This is a genomic window from Nonlabens arenilitoris (assembly GCF_002954765.1).
Lineage (GTDB): Bacteria > Bacteroidota > Bacteroidia > Flavobacteriales > Flavobacteriaceae > Nonlabens > Nonlabens arenilitoris.
In genome coordinates this window covers 2,464,924-2,486,577 of record NZ_MTPW01000001.1, presented here as the reverse complement: position 1 = coordinate 2,486,577, position 21,654 = coordinate 2,464,924, and the positions used below count along the sequence as shown (strand labels likewise).

The following is a 21,654-nucleotide window of genomic DNA, read 5'->3' as shown; positions in this document are numbered from 1 at the left end:
AAGGCCTTAACTTTTTGAAGCAAATAGGTCACGCGTGCGCTGTACTAGGTCTATACCTGTATCATAATTCACATTAAATTGATCAAATAAGGTTACTATCTCATCTGTGTTCTTTTGTGTTTTGGCTCTATTTTCAATTTCCTGCAGTAGTAATGTTTCCATTTCCATATCTAGTAATCGATAACTAGATTTTATCTTATGTGCTATTTCACCAGCATTCTTATAATCTTTTGTTGTGATTTGCTTTTTAAGTAATTGATAATCTACTGGTACTTCTTGCAAGAAAACATCTAAAATTTGTACAAATGTTTCTGCATCATCGCCAAAGTTATCTTTAAGCGTTTCTAGTTTTAAAATTTCACTCATTTATCATAAATAATTTAACCCAGCCAGCCATCTCTATCCAGGCTGCGGTATTGTATAGCTTCTGCAATATGTGTGCCTGTAATGTCTGGGGCACCTTCTAAATCTGCAATGGTTCTTGATACTTTTAAAATCCGGTCATAAGCTCTAGCACTCAGATTTAATCTTTCCATCGCATTTTTAAGTAATTCCTTACTACCTTCATCTAGGACACAATATTTTCTAATATCCTTGACGCTCATTTGAGCATTATAATGTGTTTTCTCGCTTTCGCGAAAGCGAACCGTCTGAACATCTCTGGCAGCAGTAACACGTTTTCTGATCTCAGCAGACTTTTCTGCTTGTCTTTCTTCGGTTAATTTTTCAAACGGCACAGGTGTAACTTCTATATGTATGTCAATACGATCTAATAATGGTCCGGATATTTTACTGAGGTATCGTTGCATTTCTGCTGGACTACTTTGTACAGGTGCGTCTGGATCATTAAAATAACCACCTGGACTAGGGTTCATACTCGCGACCAGCATGAAACTGGATGGATAAGTTACTGTAAATTTTGCTCTAGAAATAGTGACTTCACGATCCTCGAGTGGTTGTCGCATCACTTCTAGCACAGTACGTTTAAACTCTGGCAACTCATCTAAAAAGAGAACTCCATTGTGAGATAATGAAATTTCACCTGGTTGTGGATATGCTCCTCCACCAACTAATGCTACATCTGATATGGTATGATGTGGACTGCGGAATGGTCGTTGCGCCATCAATCCTACTTTTTCTTGTGTACGACCAGCCACGCTATGAATTTTAGTGGTCTCTAGCGCCTCGTGTAATGTCATAGGCGGTAGTATTGATGGTAATCTTTTTGCCAGCATGGTTTTTCCTGCACCAGGTGGCCCTATAAGAATAATATTATGTCCACCAGCTGCTGCTATTTCCATACAACGCTTAATGGATTCTTGTCCTTTTACATCGGCAAAGTCAAATTCTGGATGCTCTAAAGCTTGAAAGAACTCATCTCTAGTATCAACTATGGTAGGTTCTAGTGGCTTGCCTTCATTAAAAAAATCTATAACTTGTGATATATTATCAACACCATAGACTTCAAGACCGTCTACAATAGCGGCCTCACGTGCATTTTGCGCTGGTAGAATGAAGCCTTTATATTTCTCTTCTCTAGCTTTTATCGCTATGGGTAACGCTCCTTTAATAGGTTGCAAACTACCATCTAGTGATAGTTCTCCCATGATTAGATATTGATCCACCTCATCTGCCTTAATTTGTCCAGAAGATATAAGTATACCTATTGCTAGTGTTAAATCATAGGCACTACCTTCTTTACGCAAGTCTGCTGGTGCCATATTGATCGTAATCTTTTTCCCAGGTAATTTATAACCTACGTTAGATAATGCTGCCGCGATACGATAGGAGCTCTCGCTAATTGCTTTATCTGGTAACCCTACTAGATGATATCCTATTCCTTTTACACTATTAACTTCTACAGTTATAGTAGTAGCTTCTACACCAAAAACGGCACTTCCATAGACTTTTGTGAGCATATTATAGGTTTATGGTTTAAAAGTAGGAAATTTAATAAAAGTGTTAGTATCTCATATGTAGTTATATAAAGAATGGGACCAAGGTCCCATTCTTCCAGTTAATGTGTTACTAATCTAGGTCATATGGTCACCTTTAATTGATGGATTGATACTTTTTCCCCCGAAAACTAGACGATCCATGTCCATCAAAACAATTAGCAAAACTTATTTAAATACTCAATTCAAATACGATTCCTTTTTAAAAAGGAAAGTAGAAATGAGGCGCTAGCCCCATTTCCTTTCCCCTTTAAATACTCTGTATACAGAGTGTGTAATTTAAGTTCAACTTACATCCCTTTTCCCCTACAAAACTGAATAAAGAAGAACTCATGCTTAATTACACTTCAAATTTATGGAGACTTCTTTGCTCGTGAAATAGGTATAAATACCTGTTTTTATATTGTGAAGAATTAGATGTAAATAGAAAATGAGGCCTAAGCCTCACTTTCATTGCCTTAGAATATGATTCTGGAAGGTTTAATAGGTCGTTCTAACATAAATAAGTATAGTTTCTCGGTTTCCCCTACAAAAACAAGAAAATAACAATAGTTAAAACTACCTTTTTAAATATACGTTTTTTATAACAGTTATCAAACTAATAATCTATCCATTGATGGCTTTAAACAATAAATGAGGCTTGCGCCTCATCTACTGTTCTCTAAAAATTCATTTTTGATGCGTCAAAAACAATCTTAGCTTTTCAAGTTAAGATATCTCCTTGGTTTCCCCTACAAAATCAAACAGAGTCTTTAACTTTACTTATTTTACTTGTTCAAATTTAAACCCTATAAGAGATGCCTACAATAGGTATAAATACCTGTTTTTAATAAAAAATCAAATTTCTACTGTTATAATAGCATTTTGTATGGCATATGCTACCAGTCCTGCCACGTTGCGCATTTGAGTTTTAATTAATAAGTTATTGCGATGTCCATCTACGGTACGTTTAGATACACAAAGTTTTTCAGCAATTTCAGTAGTTGTGAATTGCTCGCAAATCAATTGTAAGACATCTATTTCTCTAGGAGAAAGTAGATTATGGTCTAGTGTGCTGCGTCTATAATTTCCATCTTGAGAGTTGTCTTGTAATATGCGTAACACATTTTTATCATAATAAAATCCTTTAGCAGCAACTTCTCTTATGGTAAGTTCTACTTGTGCAGGCGTGGTATTTTTTACTAGATATGATGCCGCTCCTACACCTAGCATATTAGATATAAAAACATCAGTATTATAACTACTTAATGCAATAACACTTAGTTCTGGAAAGAGTTCTTTAATTTTTTTGGTAGCCTCAACGCCATTTAATTCGGGCATTTTAAGATCTGTAACCACTACATCTGGTAATGGTGATTGAGTAGACAATTGATTTACAAGATCCTGTCCATTAGTTGCTGTAAATACCACATTGAAATCTGGAATTCTTTGCAACATAAAACTTAAAGTATCTAGAAATAAACTCTCATCATCTGCCAGGGCAATGTTAATCATATTGGTTTAAGATTTAGGGAATTTAAAAGTATATACAACACCATTTCCATGACTAGTTTGCAGGTCATGCGTTCCATTTAACAGGTCGACTCTACTACTTATATTACTAGTTCCTAGACCTATTTGAGTATTATCTTGAAAGCCTATTCCATTATCACTATAAGTAAATAATCGATACTCATCTTCTTCATTAAGTATTATCGACACTTTATCTGAATGAGCATACTTTATTGTATTGTTGAGTAATTCTTGTATGATACGATATACGTGTAATTGAGAATCAGGACTTAATTGCTCTTCATTCCAGTCACAACTAAAATAGATATCTATTTGATGGCCATTGATACTCTTTACGACCTCTGAAATAGCTGCACATAAACCAAATTTTTCAAGTACTGGCGGTAATAGATTGTGAGCTATTTCACGTGCGTTTTCAAGTGTTTTACCTGTAGCAGTCTCGATACGGGTGATTAACATTTCACGTTCTGTACTAGATAGAGATTCTTCTTTTAACATGTTAGTATTCATAGCAATCACATTTAGTTTTGCACTTATCTCATCGTGCAAATCTCTCGCGATACGCTGTCTTTCTTTTTCTTGTGTAACTATGGTAGCAGACATGACATCCTTTTGAGCTTTAATTTGGGTATCTCTTACTTCCAGATCTGCTTCTGTGATACGCTTACGCGAAAGCAGGAAAAAAATAACCATCCCTATAGAAAATAGAATAATGAAAATCATCAATCCTATAGCTATATAGTTGATCGAGGTATTTGAGATTTGAAGTATAACAGGCATTCGTAGATGAATAATAAGTGTAACACAATTAAAGGAAAGATATGAAGAATTCTTAATAGAATTCTTACATAAGAAGAAACACCTTCATAAAACTGAATCGTCATTAAAAATATCAAGGTATTTCCTAATATTAAAAATAGACCTATGTTAATAAATGGGTATCCATTTTTATTTTTTAATAGTTCTATAAAGTAATATGCACTATAAAAAAGTAACAACGGCATGGTTATTAAGGGCAACCATACAGAAAAATGCAGCAACCATGATGGATTAAAGACATAAGGAACTAACCCAATAATTAAAACCACCATTATTAAATATTTAAAATATCTTTTAAAAACAGGACAAGTAATGACCTTTTTATAAAAATAGGATAGAAATAAAAATTGTAGAATAGAGAATAAAAAATAAAAAGGCGCATTAGTTTTCTCACCTAAAACTAAGAAGTAATCTCTGATAACTAATTTACTCATCACCTCAGTAAAAACCCCAGACATTAGGTATAGTAAAATGGGTTTAAAATCATTTTTACCTAGTATAACAGCTATTGAATAACAAACAAAATTGAAAATCAGCAAGCTAAAATATACTACGGTAAGATTATCAAAAATTGTTTCCATTTGCTCTAGAGAGGTTACCGTTGTATGCGTTGCAGTTTAAAACTATCTTCTTTTTTAAAAAATAAATATGCTCCTAATAAAAACATCACGTACATAATTATTAAAACTATTCTATTAATAGACTCTCTAAAATACCAGACATCTAGATCAACACCTACATAAGTACCATTCACAGCACTAGATATTAGAAAACTACCCGACACTAAAAATATCCCTGTGGTTATATAAGGATAACCTTCAGTGTCCTTTAATAATTTTGTATAGTAAACCATAGAAGCTATGATGATAGCTGACATCAAAGAGAAAGCTAACCATGGATCATTTTGTAAAAAATAATTATTCAATCTAGATTGTGATAGAATACCGATTACAGAACAAATTGAAAACAAATAGACAAAAAATATTTTAGTAGTTTTTCTTTTTTGAACACTATATAAAAAGAACCCAAAACTTAAGAAAGAAGTCCATTTATAAACATGACCAACTATCGCGTTATTTTGTTCTCCCATTATTAATAAGTAATCCTCACGTATTAAAAAAGTAAAAAATTCGCAAAGACAACCTATGATTAAACAAATAGTAATAGGCAAAAACTTTCTGGCACCATAAACAGTTGATACTAAAAACACAATGGTCGTCAGTATCAACAGTAAATAGTAAAAATCAGCAATGAAATCTGAAAAAGACAATGTTTAAATCTAATTTAAAGGACTTGATGAATCTCCATTAGGTGGAATACTGCTCGAATTATCGTAGATATAATATCCATTCTCTGCATCTATCAAGTCTTTACCGTCGCTCCCTACAGCCACTAACATAACTTTTGCCACGCCGCCGGTTCCTGGCTCAGTAAGACCTAAGTAAATTCTACAATCTACTCCATTTTCTCCAGTTACTTGAGAAAGGTCACTTCCAGGAACTAAGAATCCTTGTAATTCATTTGTTTGTGCTTGCATCCATTCAATACCAGATGCTTTCCAATTGCTACGCCATTGTTGGGCTTGTTCTAATGGGATTGTGTTTTCTGCCATAATACTCTAAAATTAATTGGGGTTAAAAATTCATAATTCGATATAAAGCTAACACAATTTTGTTAAATCGGCATTAAAGCTTTTCCTATCTTGTTTATTCTCTATCATATTCATATTATCTTTATTAAAAAAAATGCTAGATCATATTCTTAAAACACGTCGTAGTGTATTTCCTGCGCAGTATACCGGAGAAATAATACCAAGAGAAGATATTCTTAAAATAATTGATAGCGCGAGATGGGCACCAAATCATCGTAAGACTGAGCCATGGCGTTTTCAAGTACTGACCGGTAAAGCATTAGAAAGGTTAGGAAACTTTATGGCGACATCTTATGCCCAGACTGAAGGCTATAAAAAGTTTAAACTTAAAAAACTACAAGAAAATCCGACTAAAGCTAGTGCTATCATTCTAATCTTTATGCATCGCGACGTCAATGAAAGTGTACCAGAATGGGAAGAGTTAGCAGCAGTTTCTATGAGCGTGCAAAATATGTGGCTGACTAGTCATGATATGAAATATGGCGCCTACTGGAGTTCTCCTAAATCATTTATAAACATTAAAAATCTAGAAGGAATTCAAGTTGCAGATAATGAACAATTTTTAGGCTTTTTCTATCTAGGGACTTATCCTTATGAGGAGCAAGAACTTCCAGAACGTAAATCGATAAATGAGATTGCTAGCTTTATTTACGAGTAGATTAACTCTCTATAAAATCTTTATATTCCCAGAAAAACAGTTCCAATTTATCCATGTAGGTATAGAAAAACTCATAAACCTTTGGCCATTGAGTTTTCTTCTGAATTTTAACATCTTCTAACATTACATAAACACGAGAAATTTGCTTACCTGATTCTAGAACATAGTCTGCATCTAAAATTATATCGGGTGATACTTCTTCTTTTAAAATCGACCGTAGAGTGACCAGTTTTTCAAAATAATACTCGCGATAAAAAGCCTCATCATGTTCTATATCTATAGAAACCAGTGCACGTCGATCCTCAAAAGAGAACTTAAGAACCACATCTTTAATTTTAGTATTGTATAACAACCACTTACGATCATATCGTTTACCAAACATGGTCCAGAATTGCTGTCTAACTAGTTTTGCCTCTTCACGTGAATACATGTTACAAATTTAGGATCTTTTTTAGGCACTACAACTTCCATTGCTTAGACTATTTAAAGAATTATAAAATAGAATTGTCATAGGATTAAGATAGAAATGCTGGCTTCTCTTTACCTTTGTAATATGTATAAAAATGATACCATTGTAGCGCTGGCAACTCCAGCAGGATCAGGAGCGATAGCCGTTGTTAGATTATCTGGCTCACTGTCACATGAAATAGCAAGTAAGATTTTTGTTCCCGCTTTCGCGAAAGCGGACTCCAAATCAACATCAGAGCTTTATAATAATCTAGGAGCAAACACGGTTACTTTAGGTCATATCTATGACGGTAATCGCATGGTAGATGAGGTGCTGCTTACTAAATTTAACGCACCACGATCCTACACAGGTGAGCACGTTGTTGAGATATCGTGCCATGGTTCTATTTATATACAACAAGAAATTATTGCGGTATGCCTTAAAAATGGTGCCCGTATGGCAAATGCTGGTGAGTTCACTTTACAAGCGTTTTTAAATGCAAAAATGGACCTCAACCAAGCAGAAGCTGTTGCAGATCTTATCTCTAGTGAAAGTGAGACAGCACATCAAATAGCGCTACAACAAATGCGCGGTGGTTTCTCGAGTGAGCTTAAAGATTTGCGAGGTCAACTGCTCAACTTTGCCAGTTTAATAGAACTAGAATTAGACTTTAGTGAGGAAGATGTCGCCTTTGCAGATCGTGAAGACTTGAAAAGATTATTATCAGAAAGTCAGCAAACCTTACGTAAGTTAATCGACTCCTTTGCACTAGGTAACGTTCTTAAAACAGGTATTCCTGTTGCGATAGTAGGTGAACCTAATGTAGGTAAGTCTACTCTACTTAATGCATTACTTAATGAAGAAAAGGCTATCGTAAGTGACATTGCTGGTACCACTCGTGACTCAATAGAAGATGAAATCAATATCGATGGTGTACGATTTAGATTAATAGATACTGCTGGATTGCGAGAAACGACAGACACTATTGAAGGCATGGGAATACAACGTTCTTATGCCAAAGCAGAACAGTCTAAACTAGTGTTATATCTACTAGACGCCACTCAACTTAATACGGCACCTAGAATCATGCATTGCTTAATGCGCATACAGATTTTAAGAGAGAAATTCCCAGATAAACCACTGGTTGTGATTATCAATAAAATAGATCAAATCACTGGTCTAGAACATGCTGAGATTACTAAACAAATCAACTCAAAATCGCCAGAGACGATTCTAATTTCTTTAAGTGCCAAATCTCGTGCTGGTGTGGACGAATTAAAAACAGCACTGGTTAGTAGTTTTAAAAGTGGTGCTCTATCACAAGATGATACTATCGTGAGCAATGCTAGACACTATGATGCTTTACAACAAGCCTATAGCTCTTTATTAGAGGTTCAAGAAGGAATAGAAAATGACATTTCTAGTGAATTTCTAGCTATTGACATACGCGCCACGGCAGAGTCGCTGGGAATCATCACTGGAGAGATTACTAATGATGAGTTATTGGGTAATATTTTTAGTCAGTTCTGTATCGGAAAGTAATTATCTTTCTTTTGTTTTCTAACTACTTGTTTTTATTGACCTTATTGGTTTTTAGCATCTCTTTTTTGTTGCCCAATTGCTCTTTATTTCTTATATTTGTTGTTCAATTGTTGCCCTAATAGCTTATCTGTTGCCCAAATCATAAAGCAACAAATCAAAGCGAAATGATGCACCATATAGCACCACCAAGCAACATTGAGCTACAAGTAGCACCAAATGAGCAGTACAATTAAAATACCGAAATTCTGTCAATTCTGTGGAATGGCTTTTGTTGCACAAAAGACCACCACTAAGTATTGCGGTCATACGTGTGCAAGTAGAGCCTATAAACAGCGTAAGCGAGAAGAAAAAGTACAATCCACTCTATCCGAGCAAATAAATAATAGCAAGCCTACATCTTCTGAAAACTTGCAAACTCTGCAAACCTTACCTACACAAGCAGGGAATCATATCAACCTAAGAGATAAAGAATTTCTAAGTATTACTGAAGCTGCCGATTTATTAGGTGCAAGCAGATGGACTATTCAGCGGATGATAAAACGCAACCAATTGAGCATTGCAAAATTAGGCAGACGTACTATTATAAAACGGACAGAAATCGATAATCTCTTTAAAATATAGCCTTATGAAAGTAACATTAAGAAAACGCAAGAAAGGAAACAAAATCAGTTTGTATTTAGATTACTATGCTAATGGTAAGCGAGAATACGAATACTTAAAATTGTATCTAAAACCTGACCCAGAAAAAGGTTCACTTACTAAGGCAGAGAAAGACCAAAATAAAACGATACTACAATTAGCTGAAAGTATTAGAGCCAAAAGACACTTAGAAATTCAGAATAACATTTATGATTTTCAAGACAAGGAGAAACTAAAAGGCAGTTTCTTATTATACTTTGATGCACTCACAGAAAAGAGAAAAGCCAGTTTAGGTAATTATGGCAATTGGGATAGTGTTGGGAAGCATTTAAGAAAATACAGTCCAAGAGATATTTCATTTGATAGAGTTAATCGTGAATGGGTACAAGGCTTTAAAGATTATTTAGACAATGAAGCTAAAACCAAAAGTGAAAACGAATTATCTCAAAATTCTAAATACTCCTACTTCAACAAATTAAAGGCAGCATTAAAACAAGCAGTTAGAGATGGGATTTTAAAATACAATCCTGCGGAGCAAGTCCAGGGATTCAAACAAGGAGAACCACAAAGAGAGTTTTTAACCTTAGAAGAAGTACAAGCATTAGTAAACGCAGAGTGCGAAAGCAAGCAGCTAAAAACTGCGTTTTTATTCGCTTGTCTTACTGGTTTAAGATGGTCAGATATAAATAAGTTGGTTTGGTCAGAGGTGCAACATTCTGATGAAATGGGCTACTATATTCGTTTCAGACAGCAAAAGACTAAAGGAGCTGAAACCCTACCAATTTCCGAGCAAGCTCGTAATATGTTAGGAGAACAAAAGGAACAAACAGAGCGTGTTTTCAAAGGCTTAAAATATAGTGCTTGGCACAATGTTAAATTAGCTCAATGGGTACTTCGTGCAGGTATTACTAAAAACATCACGTTCCATTGTGCAAGACACACCTATGCGACCCTACAGCTTACTATGGGTACAGATATTTACACCGTATCAAAACTATTAGGTCATAGAGAATTAAAAACCACTCAGATATATGCCAAAGTAATAGATAACAAGAAGAAAGAAGCAGCTAATAAAATTCAACTCGATTTATAATATGGAACTAACTATTTTTAAAAGCATCATCTATGGCGACCTAAAACCTTGGGCAAGTGATGCAGTCAATGAAAAGTTTTATAGACAAAATTTGTCTCCAAAATTTATGAAGCCTATACAGACTATAAACGAGTATTACAATGCATTAAAGGAAATGCATAAGAACAAGCCCAATCTATTCAAAGAAGATGGTTTGGAAATATATCTTTTGCAACCAGATACAGATATTAGCCACGATATTCTGCATCCATTAGTAGAAACTCAATTAGCAGAACCAACCACAGCAACACAAAGGTTTTATCATTACTTGCTTTTGAATGAAGCTACAAGACTATCGGACAGAGTTTTTAAATGTGTAAATAAGGACATTGGAGAAATTCAGAAAAAAGAGATAGTTCAAAATGTAGTGAAATCCTGCAAAGACTTATTATTAAGAATAGGAACAGACCAAGATAGTTTTAAGCAAACCGACTTAACAGCTTATGTTATTCCGCAACTCATTACTAACGTAATTCGTTTTTTAAAAGAAACCGAAAAGTTATATCCTCAATTCCTTTCGGAATTACCGTCAAACAAAAATGAGCTTTACGGAGAACTACTTCAACAACCCATTCCAGATATAGAGATTGACAAAACAACGCCTGAATTTGAAACAGCAAACAATATTCTTTTAGGTATTGATGATTATAAGTTTGAAAAAGACACTCGTTTCTCATTCGGTTTTAATGGAGATGAAACAAAGCTAAAATCAACCCTTTCAGCTTTAAATATACACGTAGAGTTATTGAATGAAGATAAAACCACAGTAGGGCAATTAGTAAGTGTTTTAACAAGTAAAGATTTAAAGATAGGTGCTCCTCAAATTCACTTGAATTGTGAAACAACCCAATTCAGTTATATAGTTTCAAAAATGGAGCAACACTTTAGCAATTTTAATCCTACCACTATTGAGCAATCAAACCTCTTTTATTCCAAAAAGGGAACTGATTTAAAACGTAATAATTTGTATAAAAACAAGAACAATTACCCTAAAGAACAAGGCACTATTGATGACATTCTCAGACAACTGTAAATAAAAACAGTAAGATGAGTAAGATATAGTAGTAAGACGTTACCGTCTTACTGATTACCGGACTGTTACGATAGAAGTTTGCAATAGAATTTATTGTAAAACTTTTAAAAATCGTAACAAAATGAGTAACGAAAATTTAATTTTAGAAAAGCTCAACAGACTTGAGCAAAAGATTGAGGAACAAAACCTCTTAAAGAAAGAAGTACTAAACTTCAATGATGCTTGTAGCTATTTAGACATAAGTGCTTCGCATCTGTACAAACTTACCAGTCAGAAATCCGTTCCGCATTTCTGCCCACAGGGTAAAAAACTCTATTTCAATCGTACCGAGTTAGACGAATGGTTACAGCGTAACCGTCAATCTTCTACGGACGAAATCGAAAAAGCAGCAGCCAATTATCTAATTCAAAACAAACGCAGTTAGATATGGGCTTTTATCATCCTTTAGACGAAAAGTTAGAACAGATAGACGATAGACTATCAGAACTAACACTTATGCTTAAAGACAAGCAAAGAAGCAATCCTGACCAAGTGTTTTTCGACACCCAAGAGTTTCTACAGATAATGAATGTTAGTAAGCGTACCGCCCAATATTGGCGAGATAGTGGACTCATAGGCTATTGCCAAATTGGGTACAAAATCTATTACCGCTTATCAGACATACTCCAATTGTTAGACCAAAATTTTAAAGCACCTATCAATGGAAAATAATCACATAAATACTTCTAAAATGGCATCATCTACTATATATAAAAATTTCAATCAACCCATAGAAAATAAAGCATTACTACTAATAGTAAAAGACGTTATTGAGGGCAAATACAAAGAACCTATTGAAGCTATCCGTATGGCTATTGGAATGGGTAAACCAGAACGAGCAGACCAATTCAAAAAAGAATTAGTTGCCTTTACACCGTCAGCAACTTTTGAAGGTGGGCGTAAAATGGAATACTTTAAAAAGTACAGCGGATTTGTACACTTAGATTTTGATAAGTTAGAACCAGAGGAGCTTCAAGAAGCAAAACAGAAAATACAATCCATTCCTTTCACTTTTGCTTGTTTCACAAGCCCAAGCGGTAATGGCCTAAAAGTTTTTATTGAAGTTGATACTACTAAAGAGCAGCATAAAACCGCTTATGCACAAGTGCAAGCGTTTTATGAAAAAGAAGTTGGTATTGAAGCAGACCCAAAATGTAAAGACATTACAAGGTTGTGTTTTGTGTCTTACGACTCAAACGGATATAAGAACATTCAAAACGAAAAGTTCAAGGTTAAAACCGAAACGGTTTTAAAACCTATCACACCAACAACACCCAAAACAGTAGTAACCCAAAATCTTAGCAATAATGAAAACAGTAATAGTTCAGAAATCTTTACCGAGTGCATCTCATTCACCGAAAACAAAGAAAGCTATGCAGAAGGCAACCGAAACAATTTCATATATCAATTGGCTTGTAATTGCAACAGGAGAGGAATCGTGTATGATGATACTTTGCATCATATTTTAAATACTTACGACCTTAATCAAGATGAAATAAAAGCATCTGTAAAATCTGCGTATGATAACAATGCTATGCAATTTGCGAGCTATCCAAGTCAGAAGCAAATAGCACAGTCAAATGAGATAGTAAACAATGAAGATTATCTAAAAAACACACCCACTTTTGACGAGCAGTTATTTGACAACCTACCAGAGGTTTTAAGAAAAGGTACAATGGCATTTACAGACCCAAGAGAACGTGATGTTTTTTTTACTGGTGCATTATCTATTCTTAGTGGTTGTTTACCAAATGTTTCAGGCGTGTATGCTCAACAGACCGTATTCCCTAATCTGTTTTCGTTTATCATAGCTCCAGCAGCAAGTGGAAAAGGTGCTTTAAAATTTGCTAAAATATTGGCAGACCCTTATCAAGAAAGTGTATTGGAACAAAGCAATCAAGATAAGTCCATTTATGAAGCCGAATTAGCTCAATACAAGGTAGAACAACGAAACCGAAAGAAAGACGACACAGAAACTCCAGAAGAGCCTGTAAAACCACCTTTTAAAGTCGTATTCATTCCTGCCAACACCTCTTATGCAGCTATCTTACAACACATACAACAAAATGAGGGCAAAGGAATTATTTGCGAAACAGAAGCAGATAGTATGGGTGCAGTTTTTAAGCAAGATTGGGGCGGATATTCCGATATGCTCAGAAAGGCGTTTCATTCTGAAACGATTTCTGTTTCAAGAAAAACAGACAATGAATATGTTATTATAAAAGAGCCTAAAATTTCTGTGGCGTTATCAGGGACTCCTGGTCAAGTAGCCAATATCATTGCATCAGCAGAAGATGGTTTATTCAGTCGTTTTTTATTCTATACGTTTAAAGTAGAGCAACTTTGGAAAGATGTATCGCCTTTCGGCAACACCTTAAATTTAAACGACCATTTTGAAGCCTTATCGCAGAATGTATTAGAAATGATTCACTTCTTAGAAGCAAATCCAACTCAAATACACTTATCTAAAGAACAATGGCAAACAGTTAATTATACAGGGCAACAATGGTTGACAGAAGTAACCACCTTTACAGCAGAAGAAGCTGGTAGCGTAGTAAAACGGTTAGGCTTAATTCTATATCGTATTTGTATGATATTATCCACGCTTCGCAAGTTTGATAATGGAGATTGTACCGAAAATGTTACGTGTACAGATGAAGATTTTGAAATGGCATTATTGATTGCAAATGTCTATCTACAACACAGTTTATTAATGTACAACAACCTACCAAAGAAAGAAGAAACAGGCGTTTTTAAAGGTGCTAACAATAAAAAACAATTCTTTGAAGCCTTACCGCAAAATTTTAAACGTGAAGAAGCCATCATCATAGGCAAGAAATACCAACTTAAAGATCGTTCTATTGATAATTTACTCAAATCTTTATTAGGTTCACACCTCACACAACCCAGTTACGGACACTATCAGAAGATTATATCTTCTTTATAGTTTGCAATCTTTGCACTTTTTGTAATTATTCTTGTAGTTTTTGTTCTTGTTTATTTTTATTTGTCTATATTTGACAAATGCAATTAACACAAATAAGCAAAGGATGAATAAGTTTGGAGACTTAATAAGATCTAAAAGAGAAGAACAAGAAATGCTGCTCAGGCACTTATCCGCAGAGTTAGACATTGATACCGCAATGCTTAGTAAAATAGAAAGAGGAGAAAAAACTGCTAAACGTGAGCATATAGTTCATTTAGCAAAACTTTTCAAACTTGATTATAACGAACTGTTTTCACTTTGGTTAGCAGACCAAGTGTTTCAGTTAGTAGAAAATGAAGAACAGGCATTGCAAGCCTTAAAAATTGCTGAGAAGGAAATGAAATTACTAACTATGAAAAAAGATTAGGTTATGATACAGTTTAAGATAAAAGAATTAAAATCGGTAAATAATCCTAACTCAATACACGGTGTATACCCTTATAGAGGGAAAATTTCCCCTATTGATGCTAATCAAGTATTAGATCAAATACCTGAGTATTCAAATTTATTAGATCCATTTTGTGGTTCTGGGACAATTGTATATGAAGGTTTAAAAAGAAACATAAATACAATAGGTGTAGATCTAAATCCTATTGCTTCATATATAGCTGAGGGGAAAATAAGTGTGCCTTCAACTTTAGAAACGGTTATTGAAGAATGTCAATATTTTATTGATAAGAGTAGTAATGTAAAATTAGATTTTGAATTAAAAGAATCTGCATATTATTTTCATAAGAATTCACATAACCAAATATGTTCAATTGCTACCTTTTTTGACGAAATGTCTTCTTATTTAAAAGCTTGTTTTTTTGGTGCTATAGCTTTAACCGCAAGAGGTTGCAATCACTATAAATGGACCTCCAGTACTGTTGGTAAAAATATTGAACCAAAACGTGATATTGATTTTTTTGAAAAACTATTACATAAAGTTAAAAAGCATTATTTTCCTTTAGAATCAAGTTCAAATTCTAAAATTATAAAGTGCGATTCTCGTAAGTTAAGTTCAAAAATTAAGCCCAACTCTATTGATTATGTATTTACAAGCCCCCCATATTTTGATTGCTTAGATTACACAGCATATTATGCTAAAATTATTTATTCAATATTAGATATAGATAGGTTAGAAATAAAATCTGATTTAATTCAATCGTTTAAATCTTATGAAGAAGATATGACTAACGTTCTTAATGAACTATATACCGTTTGTAAAGATGGTGCACAAGTCATTTTTGTTGTAGGAGATAAAAAAGTAAAAGGAAAAGTAATTAATGGAGCAGAATTTTTTAATAATATCAGTCCATTTGAAAGTGCAGAGATAATAGAAAGAGAATATACAGGTACAAGCTCACAAGTATTTGATAAATTAAATAAAACAAATAGAAAAGAACAAATAATTATATGGACAAAGTAAATGACTCAATAGAAATCAATGATGCAAAAATATTTTTTAAAAACTCAACAGATATGTCTGAGATCCCGTCATCATCGGTTAACTTAATTGTAACATCTCCACCTTATTGGACTTTAAAAGATTATGAAAATGAAGATCAAATTGGTTTAGGTAGTTCTTCATATGAATACTATTTAAGTGAACTAAATAAAGTATGGAAAGAATGTATTAGAGTATTAGCTCCAGATGGTAAAATTTGCATCAATATTATGCCTTTTTTATTAACAGGGAAAGCTGCTCGTTTCAAACGTAGAGAAACAAGGTTGGTGTTAGGTGATATTGAAAGATTTATGGATAGCTCAAAGGAAATGTATCAGTTTGGTCTTTATATATGGGACAAAAGAAAAATTGCTCGTTTTAGTTCTTTTGGTTCATATCCTTATCCTCCTAATCTTTTTTCCACTTATCCTTATGAATGGATTACAGTTTTTTCTAAACAAGGTAAGCGACCTAAAGTAGCTAAAGAGATAAAAGAAAAATCTAAATTAACAACAAAGGAATGGCAAGATTGGGCAATAAATTCAATATGGGAAATGCAACCTGCAAGTGCAAAAAGAGAGAAACACCCAGCTCCCTTTCCTGATGAGATGCCGAAAAGATTAATAAAATTACACAGCTTTTATGGAGATACTGTTCTTGATCCTTTTTTGGGGACAGGTACAACTGCTAAAGTTGCTTTAGAATTAGGGCGTAAGGCAATAGGTTATGAATTAAATAAAGAATATGAGCCATTAATCACTAAAAAATTAACAGCAGTTGAAGAATGCGTATCATAAAATTAAATGTTGGATCTAACCTAATTGACGTATCCAAAAAAATAGATTCAGGCAACATCAGGGAGTATATAGATTTAGGTAACGCTTCAAAAAAACAAAATGACTTAATTATAACAATAGCAGGTGTATTATCTGAAAGTAATTATGATTTTGTTGGAATTGAATGTAAGTACCTTTTTGGTAAAAGAGATAAAAGACTTGAGGTTGTATTTAAGTATGACAACATAATTTATATAGTTAAAATTTCAAAACAGAAAAAATTTGATAAAGATGCGATAGAGTTAGACAACATAATATCCGATATATCACAGAAACATAACATTTCTGTAAAAGGCTTTGTTCTTTTAACAGATGAATTTAATACTGATATTATCGAGTCTTATTCTAAGTCTATGCAAAATTCGATAGCTTTTTTAAGTTATAATCAATTTATAGAAAAATATGGCATATTTAATAAATAGAAATCCTCCTGGCAGAATAGAGTGTCTTCATAATTTATGCAAATTCATTAGTAGTAAATATAATATTGGTGAACAGTTCAATATGAAAGATATTAAGTACAACCCTGAGGAAGATAATATATTAAATCATTGTAATTTACTAAATTCAAATAGCTTACTAAATATTAAGTATTGTCCATACAAGGACAATCCTCTTAATACTTCAGGTTGTTCTTTAACAAATGGCGTAAATGATGATACTACTAAATCCAAAGAAATTAGTAATACTGTAAATGCGTTAGATTCCTTAGGTTTTTTATATCGGAGAAAAAGAAATATTGAAATCACACATCAAGGATTACTTTTTGCAAAAACTGAGTATAATTCTGTAGATATGCTTCAAATCATTAGAAAAGCAGTATCTGGTTATGGAATGTTCATTGGTTTTCTTGCACAAATAAAATTGTTAGGTAAAACCAGTTTTGACACAAATGAAATAACGTTAGGTTATCCAAATTCTAATGAAAAAATATTATATGAAGGTAACTCTATTATTATTTCAGGTGGTTCTGAGAGCGATAGCAATACAAGAACAAAATCTTGTTTGTTAGCTTGGGGTATTTCTTGTGGTTTTTTATTCCAGAAAATTTGGATAATGATAGTTATGATGCTGACACTTTATATCAAGAAGTAACAAGAAATTATACTCTTGCAAAAAAACGGAATTTAAGAAAGTATAAAATAACGAACTTTCCCGACTATCTATTTAATGGAAATCATATTGTTACAAAGCCATTAGATTATAATAATTTGACGAAAAATACTGGAGCACTTCGTGAAAATAATCAGGCAAAAATTAGAGAACTTACGTTAAAAGTAGAACCAAAAATAAAAAACCGTAGATATGCAATTATCTACGCCTTAAATAAAGCCTATTTAGAAAAAACAACACTTGATTTTGACACATTAATTGATTTTTAAATAATTATCCGGATCTATTTATTGTAAATCAAGAATCTTTTGATGATGTGATGTACTCTGAACTAAATATTGCTTTTATGGTAGGTACTCCTTTTTCGATAGGTATAAATAACGAATTAAATCCTCTTGTAGGGGTAGATATGTCAGAAGTTAATTTAGGTGCTCCAGATGATTTAATTAACGTTATGAATAAATTCAACATATGAGTGAAAATAAATACTGTCCACATACTTACGAAACATCATTACCACCTTGTATAAGTTTAGGTGTTGTAAAATATAATTACTTGAAAGATCTTTTGGATAATAACAAAGGTTCTAACCAAGAATTAATGATTGCACATTCAATAGAGTGTATTGAATTTAAAAATAAAGCTATTGATATAAAAAATGAGAATTGTATCAATTGTATGTATTGTGTTTTTGGATGTCCAGGCAACAATATTGAGATCGATAATAAATTTAACCTTTCAGCTTTGTGTTCTGACTTTAAGAGTGATTATGAAAATCGCCTTAAACAAGAAACTTTAGATAAACTATTTAATGGTTCTTTTATAAGACTACCAAAAATAAGATTAGCTCAATTCAAAGTGAAATACAAATCTTTTTCTGACTTTACTTCTGTAGATGAGACTAAAAACATATCTGTTTGGGGTGCTAATAGCTTAAAATTCTTATCAAAATCTTCTAACCCTCAATTGGGTCTTGAAATAGGTATGAAAATAAAATCAAGAGACAGAGGTGGGCGTTTAGATATTTGCCTACTAAATAAAGGTTTATTATTAGTTGCAGAAGCAAAAGTTAGCTTTTCTAAGATGATGAATGAGAATAGATACTTATCCCAAATGATTGCTTATGAAGAGGAGATTTTATCAACATTAGAAAAAAAAGATGATAACATAAAACACTATAAATTCTTACTAATTGGAGGCAATGAATCAGACTTATTGCCACCAACACATCCAGAATGCACTTCTAATGTAGGGAATCAGTCATCACTTTTTTATAAAAATTGCTTAGACAATAATATTTTCTTTATAAGTGCCAATGCTATTTTATCACTTGGTATTAAGAAAGTGTTTTTTGGAGATATTTACTCTATTGAAAACTTAATCAATAATATATTTTCACCTGATAATATTGGTTTGTTATCGTCTGGTTTAATCCAAAGAGATTTCACATTAAAACCTTTAATTGTAAAATAATATGTAAATGAATAACCTTACTATAAATATCATCCCATTCAAACACCCTTCTATTCAAAAGGAGTTTGGATTTTATACCGAGAAAAAAGAAGGTTATTTCCCTATACATAGAACCGAACTTCCCAATGAGTTATGGGATAATCAAAAAGAAGAAGTTGTAAAACATAAATATTACTACTCCAATTTTGAAGATACAGAAGATTGCATACTCAAGACCAAAGTAGATTTATACAGCAGCATCAAGTTTGCAAAGCACCTTTATACTCGTTTGGTGTATCAGTATTTCATTGATATTGCAGATGCAATACAATTCAATTATGTAGGCGATATAGAAGTATGGTTATTAGATGCTAAAGCATCAACAACCAAATACAACAGTTATAACAAATACACCCTAAAAATTGAGTTTTCAGGTTTAACAAAAAGTCCTGCATTGCTTTTGTCGTATGATAGTACTTCTAAAGTTGCAACTACAAGTATTGATGAAATCAATATTCCTACGGAATATTTCAAAACAGTAATTTACAACAAAGAAATACAACGTTTTAAATACCTTTCAGAAGATGCAAAACAACATTTAGACCAAGTATATCCATTACTCAATATACCGCTTAAAAACCATTTAGAAATACCGCATACAGTACCAAGAAAAGGAAATAGATACAAACCTTACTTTAATCACATAACCTCTTTTTATAACAATTATCTAAATACAGATGAATTTAGAGCCATACTACCATTAGATGAAAATGGCTTTTTCGATATTCCAGAAGATGAAGTGTTGCAAACACATTATCACTCAAACAATTTAAGGTTTTATGATGGTGTAGGTATAGACCCAAAAGCAGGAATGAAAAATCCTGGTCCTTACAAATCAAGTCCACACGATAATGTAAGGTTCTTTTTTATCTACCATAAACCTGATAGAGCAGACTATGTAGTTAAATTATATAACTATTTTGAAAAAGGATATAAATCGTTCTTCCCACCGCTAAAAAAACATATTCGTCAACCATTTTATATGGATAACGATACCAGTTTAGCATTTGAAAGTCCTGATACTGCAATAAAAGAAATCAAAAATCATCTAATCAATTTAGAGAAACAACCAAATACAAGATATGTTGCGGTTTATGTAAGCCCAATACATAAAGAGGATGAAGATAACAAACACTTATATTATCAAGTAAAAGAAGAGCTTTTAAAGCACGAAATAACCTCACAAGTAATTTACAAAGAGAGTATCAATAATGCCTATTTTGGTGCATTCTTAGAGAATATCACACCTGCATTATTAGCTAAAATAGACGGTATTCCTTGGCGTTTAGATAGAGAACTGAAACAAGAGTTAATTGTGGGTGTAGGTGCTTTTAAATCAATGGAAACCAATACTCGTTTTGTAGGTAGTGCATTCTGTTTTAATAACAAAGGAGAATTTAAAGGATTTGATTGTTTTAGAGATAATGAATTTGACTTAATAGCTGGAGCAATAGGAAAACAGATTTTAAAATTTGTGGTAGATAATGATAATAAAGCAGAAAGACTAATCATTCACTACTATAAGCCAATAAGCAAAGACGAAATAGACCCAATTCAAAAAACTTTAGGAAGATTAAAATTAGATATTCCAATAGTTATAGTAACTATCAATAAAACAGAATCAAGCGACTATGTAGCATTCGATACCAATGATGATGCGTTAATGCCTTTAAGTGGTACAATTATAGAGATTGCACATCTAAAATATTTGTTATTTAACAATGCCAAATACAGTAGTAACGGTTTTGCAAAAGACCATCCATTCCCTGTAAAGCTAAGTCTATATTGTACAGAACAAGACTATTTTGAGGATATAGCAATTGTAAAAGAGTTGATAGACCAAGTATATCAATTCAGCAGAATGTATTGGAAATCCGTAAAACAACAAAACTTACCAGTAACCATAAAATACCCTGAAATGGTAGCCCAAATATTCCCTCATTTTGAAGGAGATAAACTACCAGACTTCGGTAAAAATAATCTATGGTTTTTATAATAGTTAAATAATAAGGTGTGCCACAGGCACGTCTTTAATAACGGTTGGTTCCGTAGGTTTCTTTCCCCAGCCTATAAAAATCCAACGTTATTCGTGCCTCATAACTCCTCTGTCTTTTTATAGGCTTCCGCTCTTCCCACGCTACAGTTGTTATTTTCTGTCACACTTTTTGCAAGCCAACGCTAATTATAGCACATTACTATCCTCGTTCCTGCGGTAGTAAAGAGCTATGCCAACACACAAAAGCAAAAAGGCGTATGCACTCCAAAGTACCGCTCTGTGCAACTTGTGCCAGAAAATAACAACCCAAAGCTACATTAACATAATGTGGCATTATAGTACATACCACAAGGG

24 protein-coding genes are annotated in these 21,654 nt (G+C 33.1%); 16 read left to right on the top strand and 8 right to left on the bottom strand.

Going from position 1 to position 21,654, the window contains the following annotated elements; all coding sequences use genetic code 11:
• Positions 1 to 6: 6 nt before the first annotated feature.
• The 7 genes from BST92_RS11020 to BST92_RS10990 form a co-directional block, all read right to left on the bottom strand.
• Positions 7 to 366, bottom strand: coding sequence for an Hpt domain-containing protein (locus BST92_RS11020; RefSeq protein ID WP_105071499.1), 360 nt, complete (start codon positions 364 to 366; stop codon positions 7 to 9).
• A 14-nt stretch (positions 367 to 380) separates the two neighbouring features.
• Positions 381 to 1,919, bottom strand: a complete 1,539-nt coding sequence (locus BST92_RS11015) for a YifB family Mg chelatase-like AAA ATPase (protein ID WP_105071498.1) — start codon at positions 1,917 to 1,919, stop codon at positions 381 to 383.
• 873 nt (positions 1,920 to 2,792) lie between these two features.
• Positions 2,793 to 3,449: a response regulator gene (locus tag BST92_RS11010; protein WP_105071497.1), complete on the bottom strand. Its 657-nt coding sequence runs from the start codon at positions 3,447 to 3,449 to the stop codon at positions 2,793 to 2,795.
• Positions 3,450 to 3,455: 6 nt separating this feature from the next.
• On the bottom strand, positions 3,456 to 4,247 hold the full coding sequence (locus tag BST92_RS11005) for a sensor histidine kinase (protein ID WP_245910909.1): 792 nt from the start codon (positions 4,245 to 4,247) through the stop codon (positions 3,456 to 3,458).
• Positions 4,202 to 4,867, bottom strand: coding sequence for a hypothetical protein (locus tag BST92_RS11000; RefSeq protein WP_146105149.1), 666 nt, complete (start codon positions 4,865 to 4,867; stop codon positions 4,202 to 4,204). Before BST92_RS11000 ends, BST92_RS11005 begins: the two co-directional genes overlap by 46 nt.
• A 14-nt stretch (positions 4,868 to 4,881) precedes the next feature.
• A complete protein-coding gene (locus BST92_RS10995; RefSeq protein ID WP_105071494.1) occupies positions 4,882 to 5,376 on the bottom strand; it encodes a hypothetical protein in 495 nt (164 codons plus the stop codon).
• Between the two features lie 189 nt (positions 5,377 to 5,565).
• Positions 5,566 to 5,898 carry a hypothetical protein gene (locus tag BST92_RS10990; protein WP_105071493.1) on the bottom strand — a complete coding sequence of 111 codons (333 nt, stop codon included), beginning with the start codon at positions 5,896 to 5,898 and terminating at the stop codon, positions 5,566 to 5,568.
• A gap of 133 nt (positions 5,899 to 6,031) precedes the next feature.
• On the opposite strand from BST92_RS10990, the gene BST92_RS10985 reads away from it, so the two are divergent.
• Positions 6,032 to 6,595, top strand: a complete 564-nt coding sequence (locus tag BST92_RS10985; protein ID WP_105071492.1) for a nitroreductase family protein — start codon at positions 6,032 to 6,034, stop codon at positions 6,593 to 6,595.
• A 1-nt stretch (position 6,596) separates the two neighbouring features.
• Here the strand turns inward: BST92_RS10985 and BST92_RS10980 are convergent, their stop codons facing one another.
• Complete coding sequence (locus BST92_RS10980; protein WP_105071491.1) at positions 6,597 to 7,025, bottom strand: DUF4268 domain-containing protein; 429 nt, start codon at positions 7,023 to 7,025, stop codon at positions 6,597 to 6,599.
• Positions 7,026 to 7,148: 123 nt separating this feature from the next.
• Between BST92_RS10980 and mnmE the strand changes: the two genes are divergently transcribed.
• The 15 genes from mnmE to BST92_RS10905 all read left to right on the top strand — a co-directional run bounded on the left by mnmE (position 7,149) and on the right by BST92_RS10905 (position 21,300).
• Entirely contained in the window at positions 7,149 to 8,585 is a 1,437-nt protein-coding gene (gene mnmE / locus BST92_RS10975; RefSeq protein ID WP_105071490.1) for a tRNA uridine-5-carboxymethylaminomethyl(34) synthesis GTPase MnmE, read from the top strand.
• A gap of 216 nt (positions 8,586 to 8,801) precedes the next feature.
• Positions 8,802 to 9,206: a helix-turn-helix domain-containing protein gene (locus tag BST92_RS10970; protein ID WP_105071489.1), complete on the top strand. Its 405-nt coding sequence runs from the start codon at positions 8,802 to 8,804 to the stop codon at positions 9,204 to 9,206.
• 4 nt (positions 9,207 to 9,210) lie between these two features.
• Entirely contained in the window at positions 9,211 to 10,317 is a 1,107-nt protein-coding gene (locus BST92_RS10965) for a site-specific integrase (protein WP_105071488.1), read from the top strand.
• A 1-nt stretch (position 10,318) separates the two neighbouring features.
• Positions 10,319 to 11,389 (top strand): DUF6617 family protein, encoded by a 1,071-nt coding sequence (locus BST92_RS10960; protein ID WP_105071487.1) that lies wholly within the window; start codon positions 10,319 to 10,321, stop codon positions 11,387 to 11,389.
• A gap of 121 nt (positions 11,390 to 11,510) precedes the next feature.
• Complete coding sequence (locus BST92_RS10955; protein ID WP_042292012.1) at positions 11,511 to 11,813, top strand: helix-turn-helix domain-containing protein; 303 nt, start codon at positions 11,511 to 11,513, stop codon at positions 11,811 to 11,813.
• Between the two features lie 2 nt (positions 11,814 to 11,815).
• Entirely contained in the window at positions 11,816 to 12,100 is a 285-nt protein-coding gene (locus BST92_RS15235; protein WP_040280860.1) for a helix-turn-helix domain-containing protein, read from the top strand.
• Positions 12,090 to 14,375, top strand: coding sequence for a DUF3987 domain-containing protein (locus BST92_RS10945; RefSeq protein WP_105071486.1), 2,286 nt, complete (start codon positions 12,090 to 12,092; stop codon positions 14,373 to 14,375). Before BST92_RS15235 ends, BST92_RS10945 begins: the two co-directional genes overlap by 11 nt.
• A gap of 103 nt (positions 14,376 to 14,478) precedes the next feature.
• Entirely contained in the window at positions 14,479 to 14,781 is a 303-nt protein-coding gene (locus BST92_RS10940) for a helix-turn-helix domain-containing protein (RefSeq protein WP_105071485.1), read from the top strand.
• Positions 14,782 to 14,784: 3 nt separating this feature from the next.
• Positions 14,785 to 15,825 carry a DNA adenine methylase gene (locus tag BST92_RS10935; protein WP_105071484.1) on the top strand — a complete coding sequence of 347 codons (1,041 nt, stop codon included), beginning with the start codon at positions 14,785 to 14,787 and terminating at the stop codon, positions 15,823 to 15,825.
• Entirely contained in the window at positions 15,813 to 16,640 is an 828-nt protein-coding gene (locus BST92_RS10930) for a DNA-methyltransferase (protein WP_105071483.1), read from the top strand. The genes BST92_RS10935 and BST92_RS10930 overlap by 13 nt, the downstream gene beginning before the upstream one ends.
• Positions 16,628 to 17,101, top strand: a complete 474-nt coding sequence (locus tag BST92_RS10925; protein WP_105071482.1) for a hypothetical protein — start codon at positions 16,628 to 16,630, stop codon at positions 17,099 to 17,101. Before BST92_RS10930 ends, BST92_RS10925 begins: the two co-directional genes overlap by 13 nt.
• Entirely contained in the window at positions 17,082 to 17,774 is a 693-nt protein-coding gene (locus BST92_RS10920; protein ID WP_105071481.1) for a hypothetical protein, read from the top strand. Before BST92_RS10925 ends, BST92_RS10920 begins: the two co-directional genes overlap by 20 nt.
• On the top strand, positions 17,729 to 18,061 hold the full coding sequence (locus tag BST92_RS10915; protein WP_105071480.1) for a hypothetical protein: 333 nt from the start codon (positions 17,729 to 17,731) through the stop codon (positions 18,059 to 18,061). The genes BST92_RS10920 and BST92_RS10915 overlap by 46 nt, the downstream gene beginning before the upstream one ends.
• Before the next feature lie 202 nt (positions 18,062 to 18,263).
• The gene (locus BST92_RS10910) at positions 18,264 to 19,265 is read left to right on the top strand and encodes a hypothetical protein (protein WP_105071479.1); all 1,002 of its coding nucleotides are present in this window, start codon (positions 18,264 to 18,266) and stop codon (positions 19,263 to 19,265) included.
• A gap of 7 nt (positions 19,266 to 19,272) precedes the next feature.
• Positions 19,273 to 21,300 (top strand): Piwi domain-containing protein, encoded by a 2,028-nt coding sequence (locus tag BST92_RS10905; protein ID WP_105071478.1) that lies wholly within the window; start codon positions 19,273 to 19,275, stop codon positions 21,298 to 21,300.
• Positions 21,301 to 21,654: the final 354 nt, after the last annotated feature.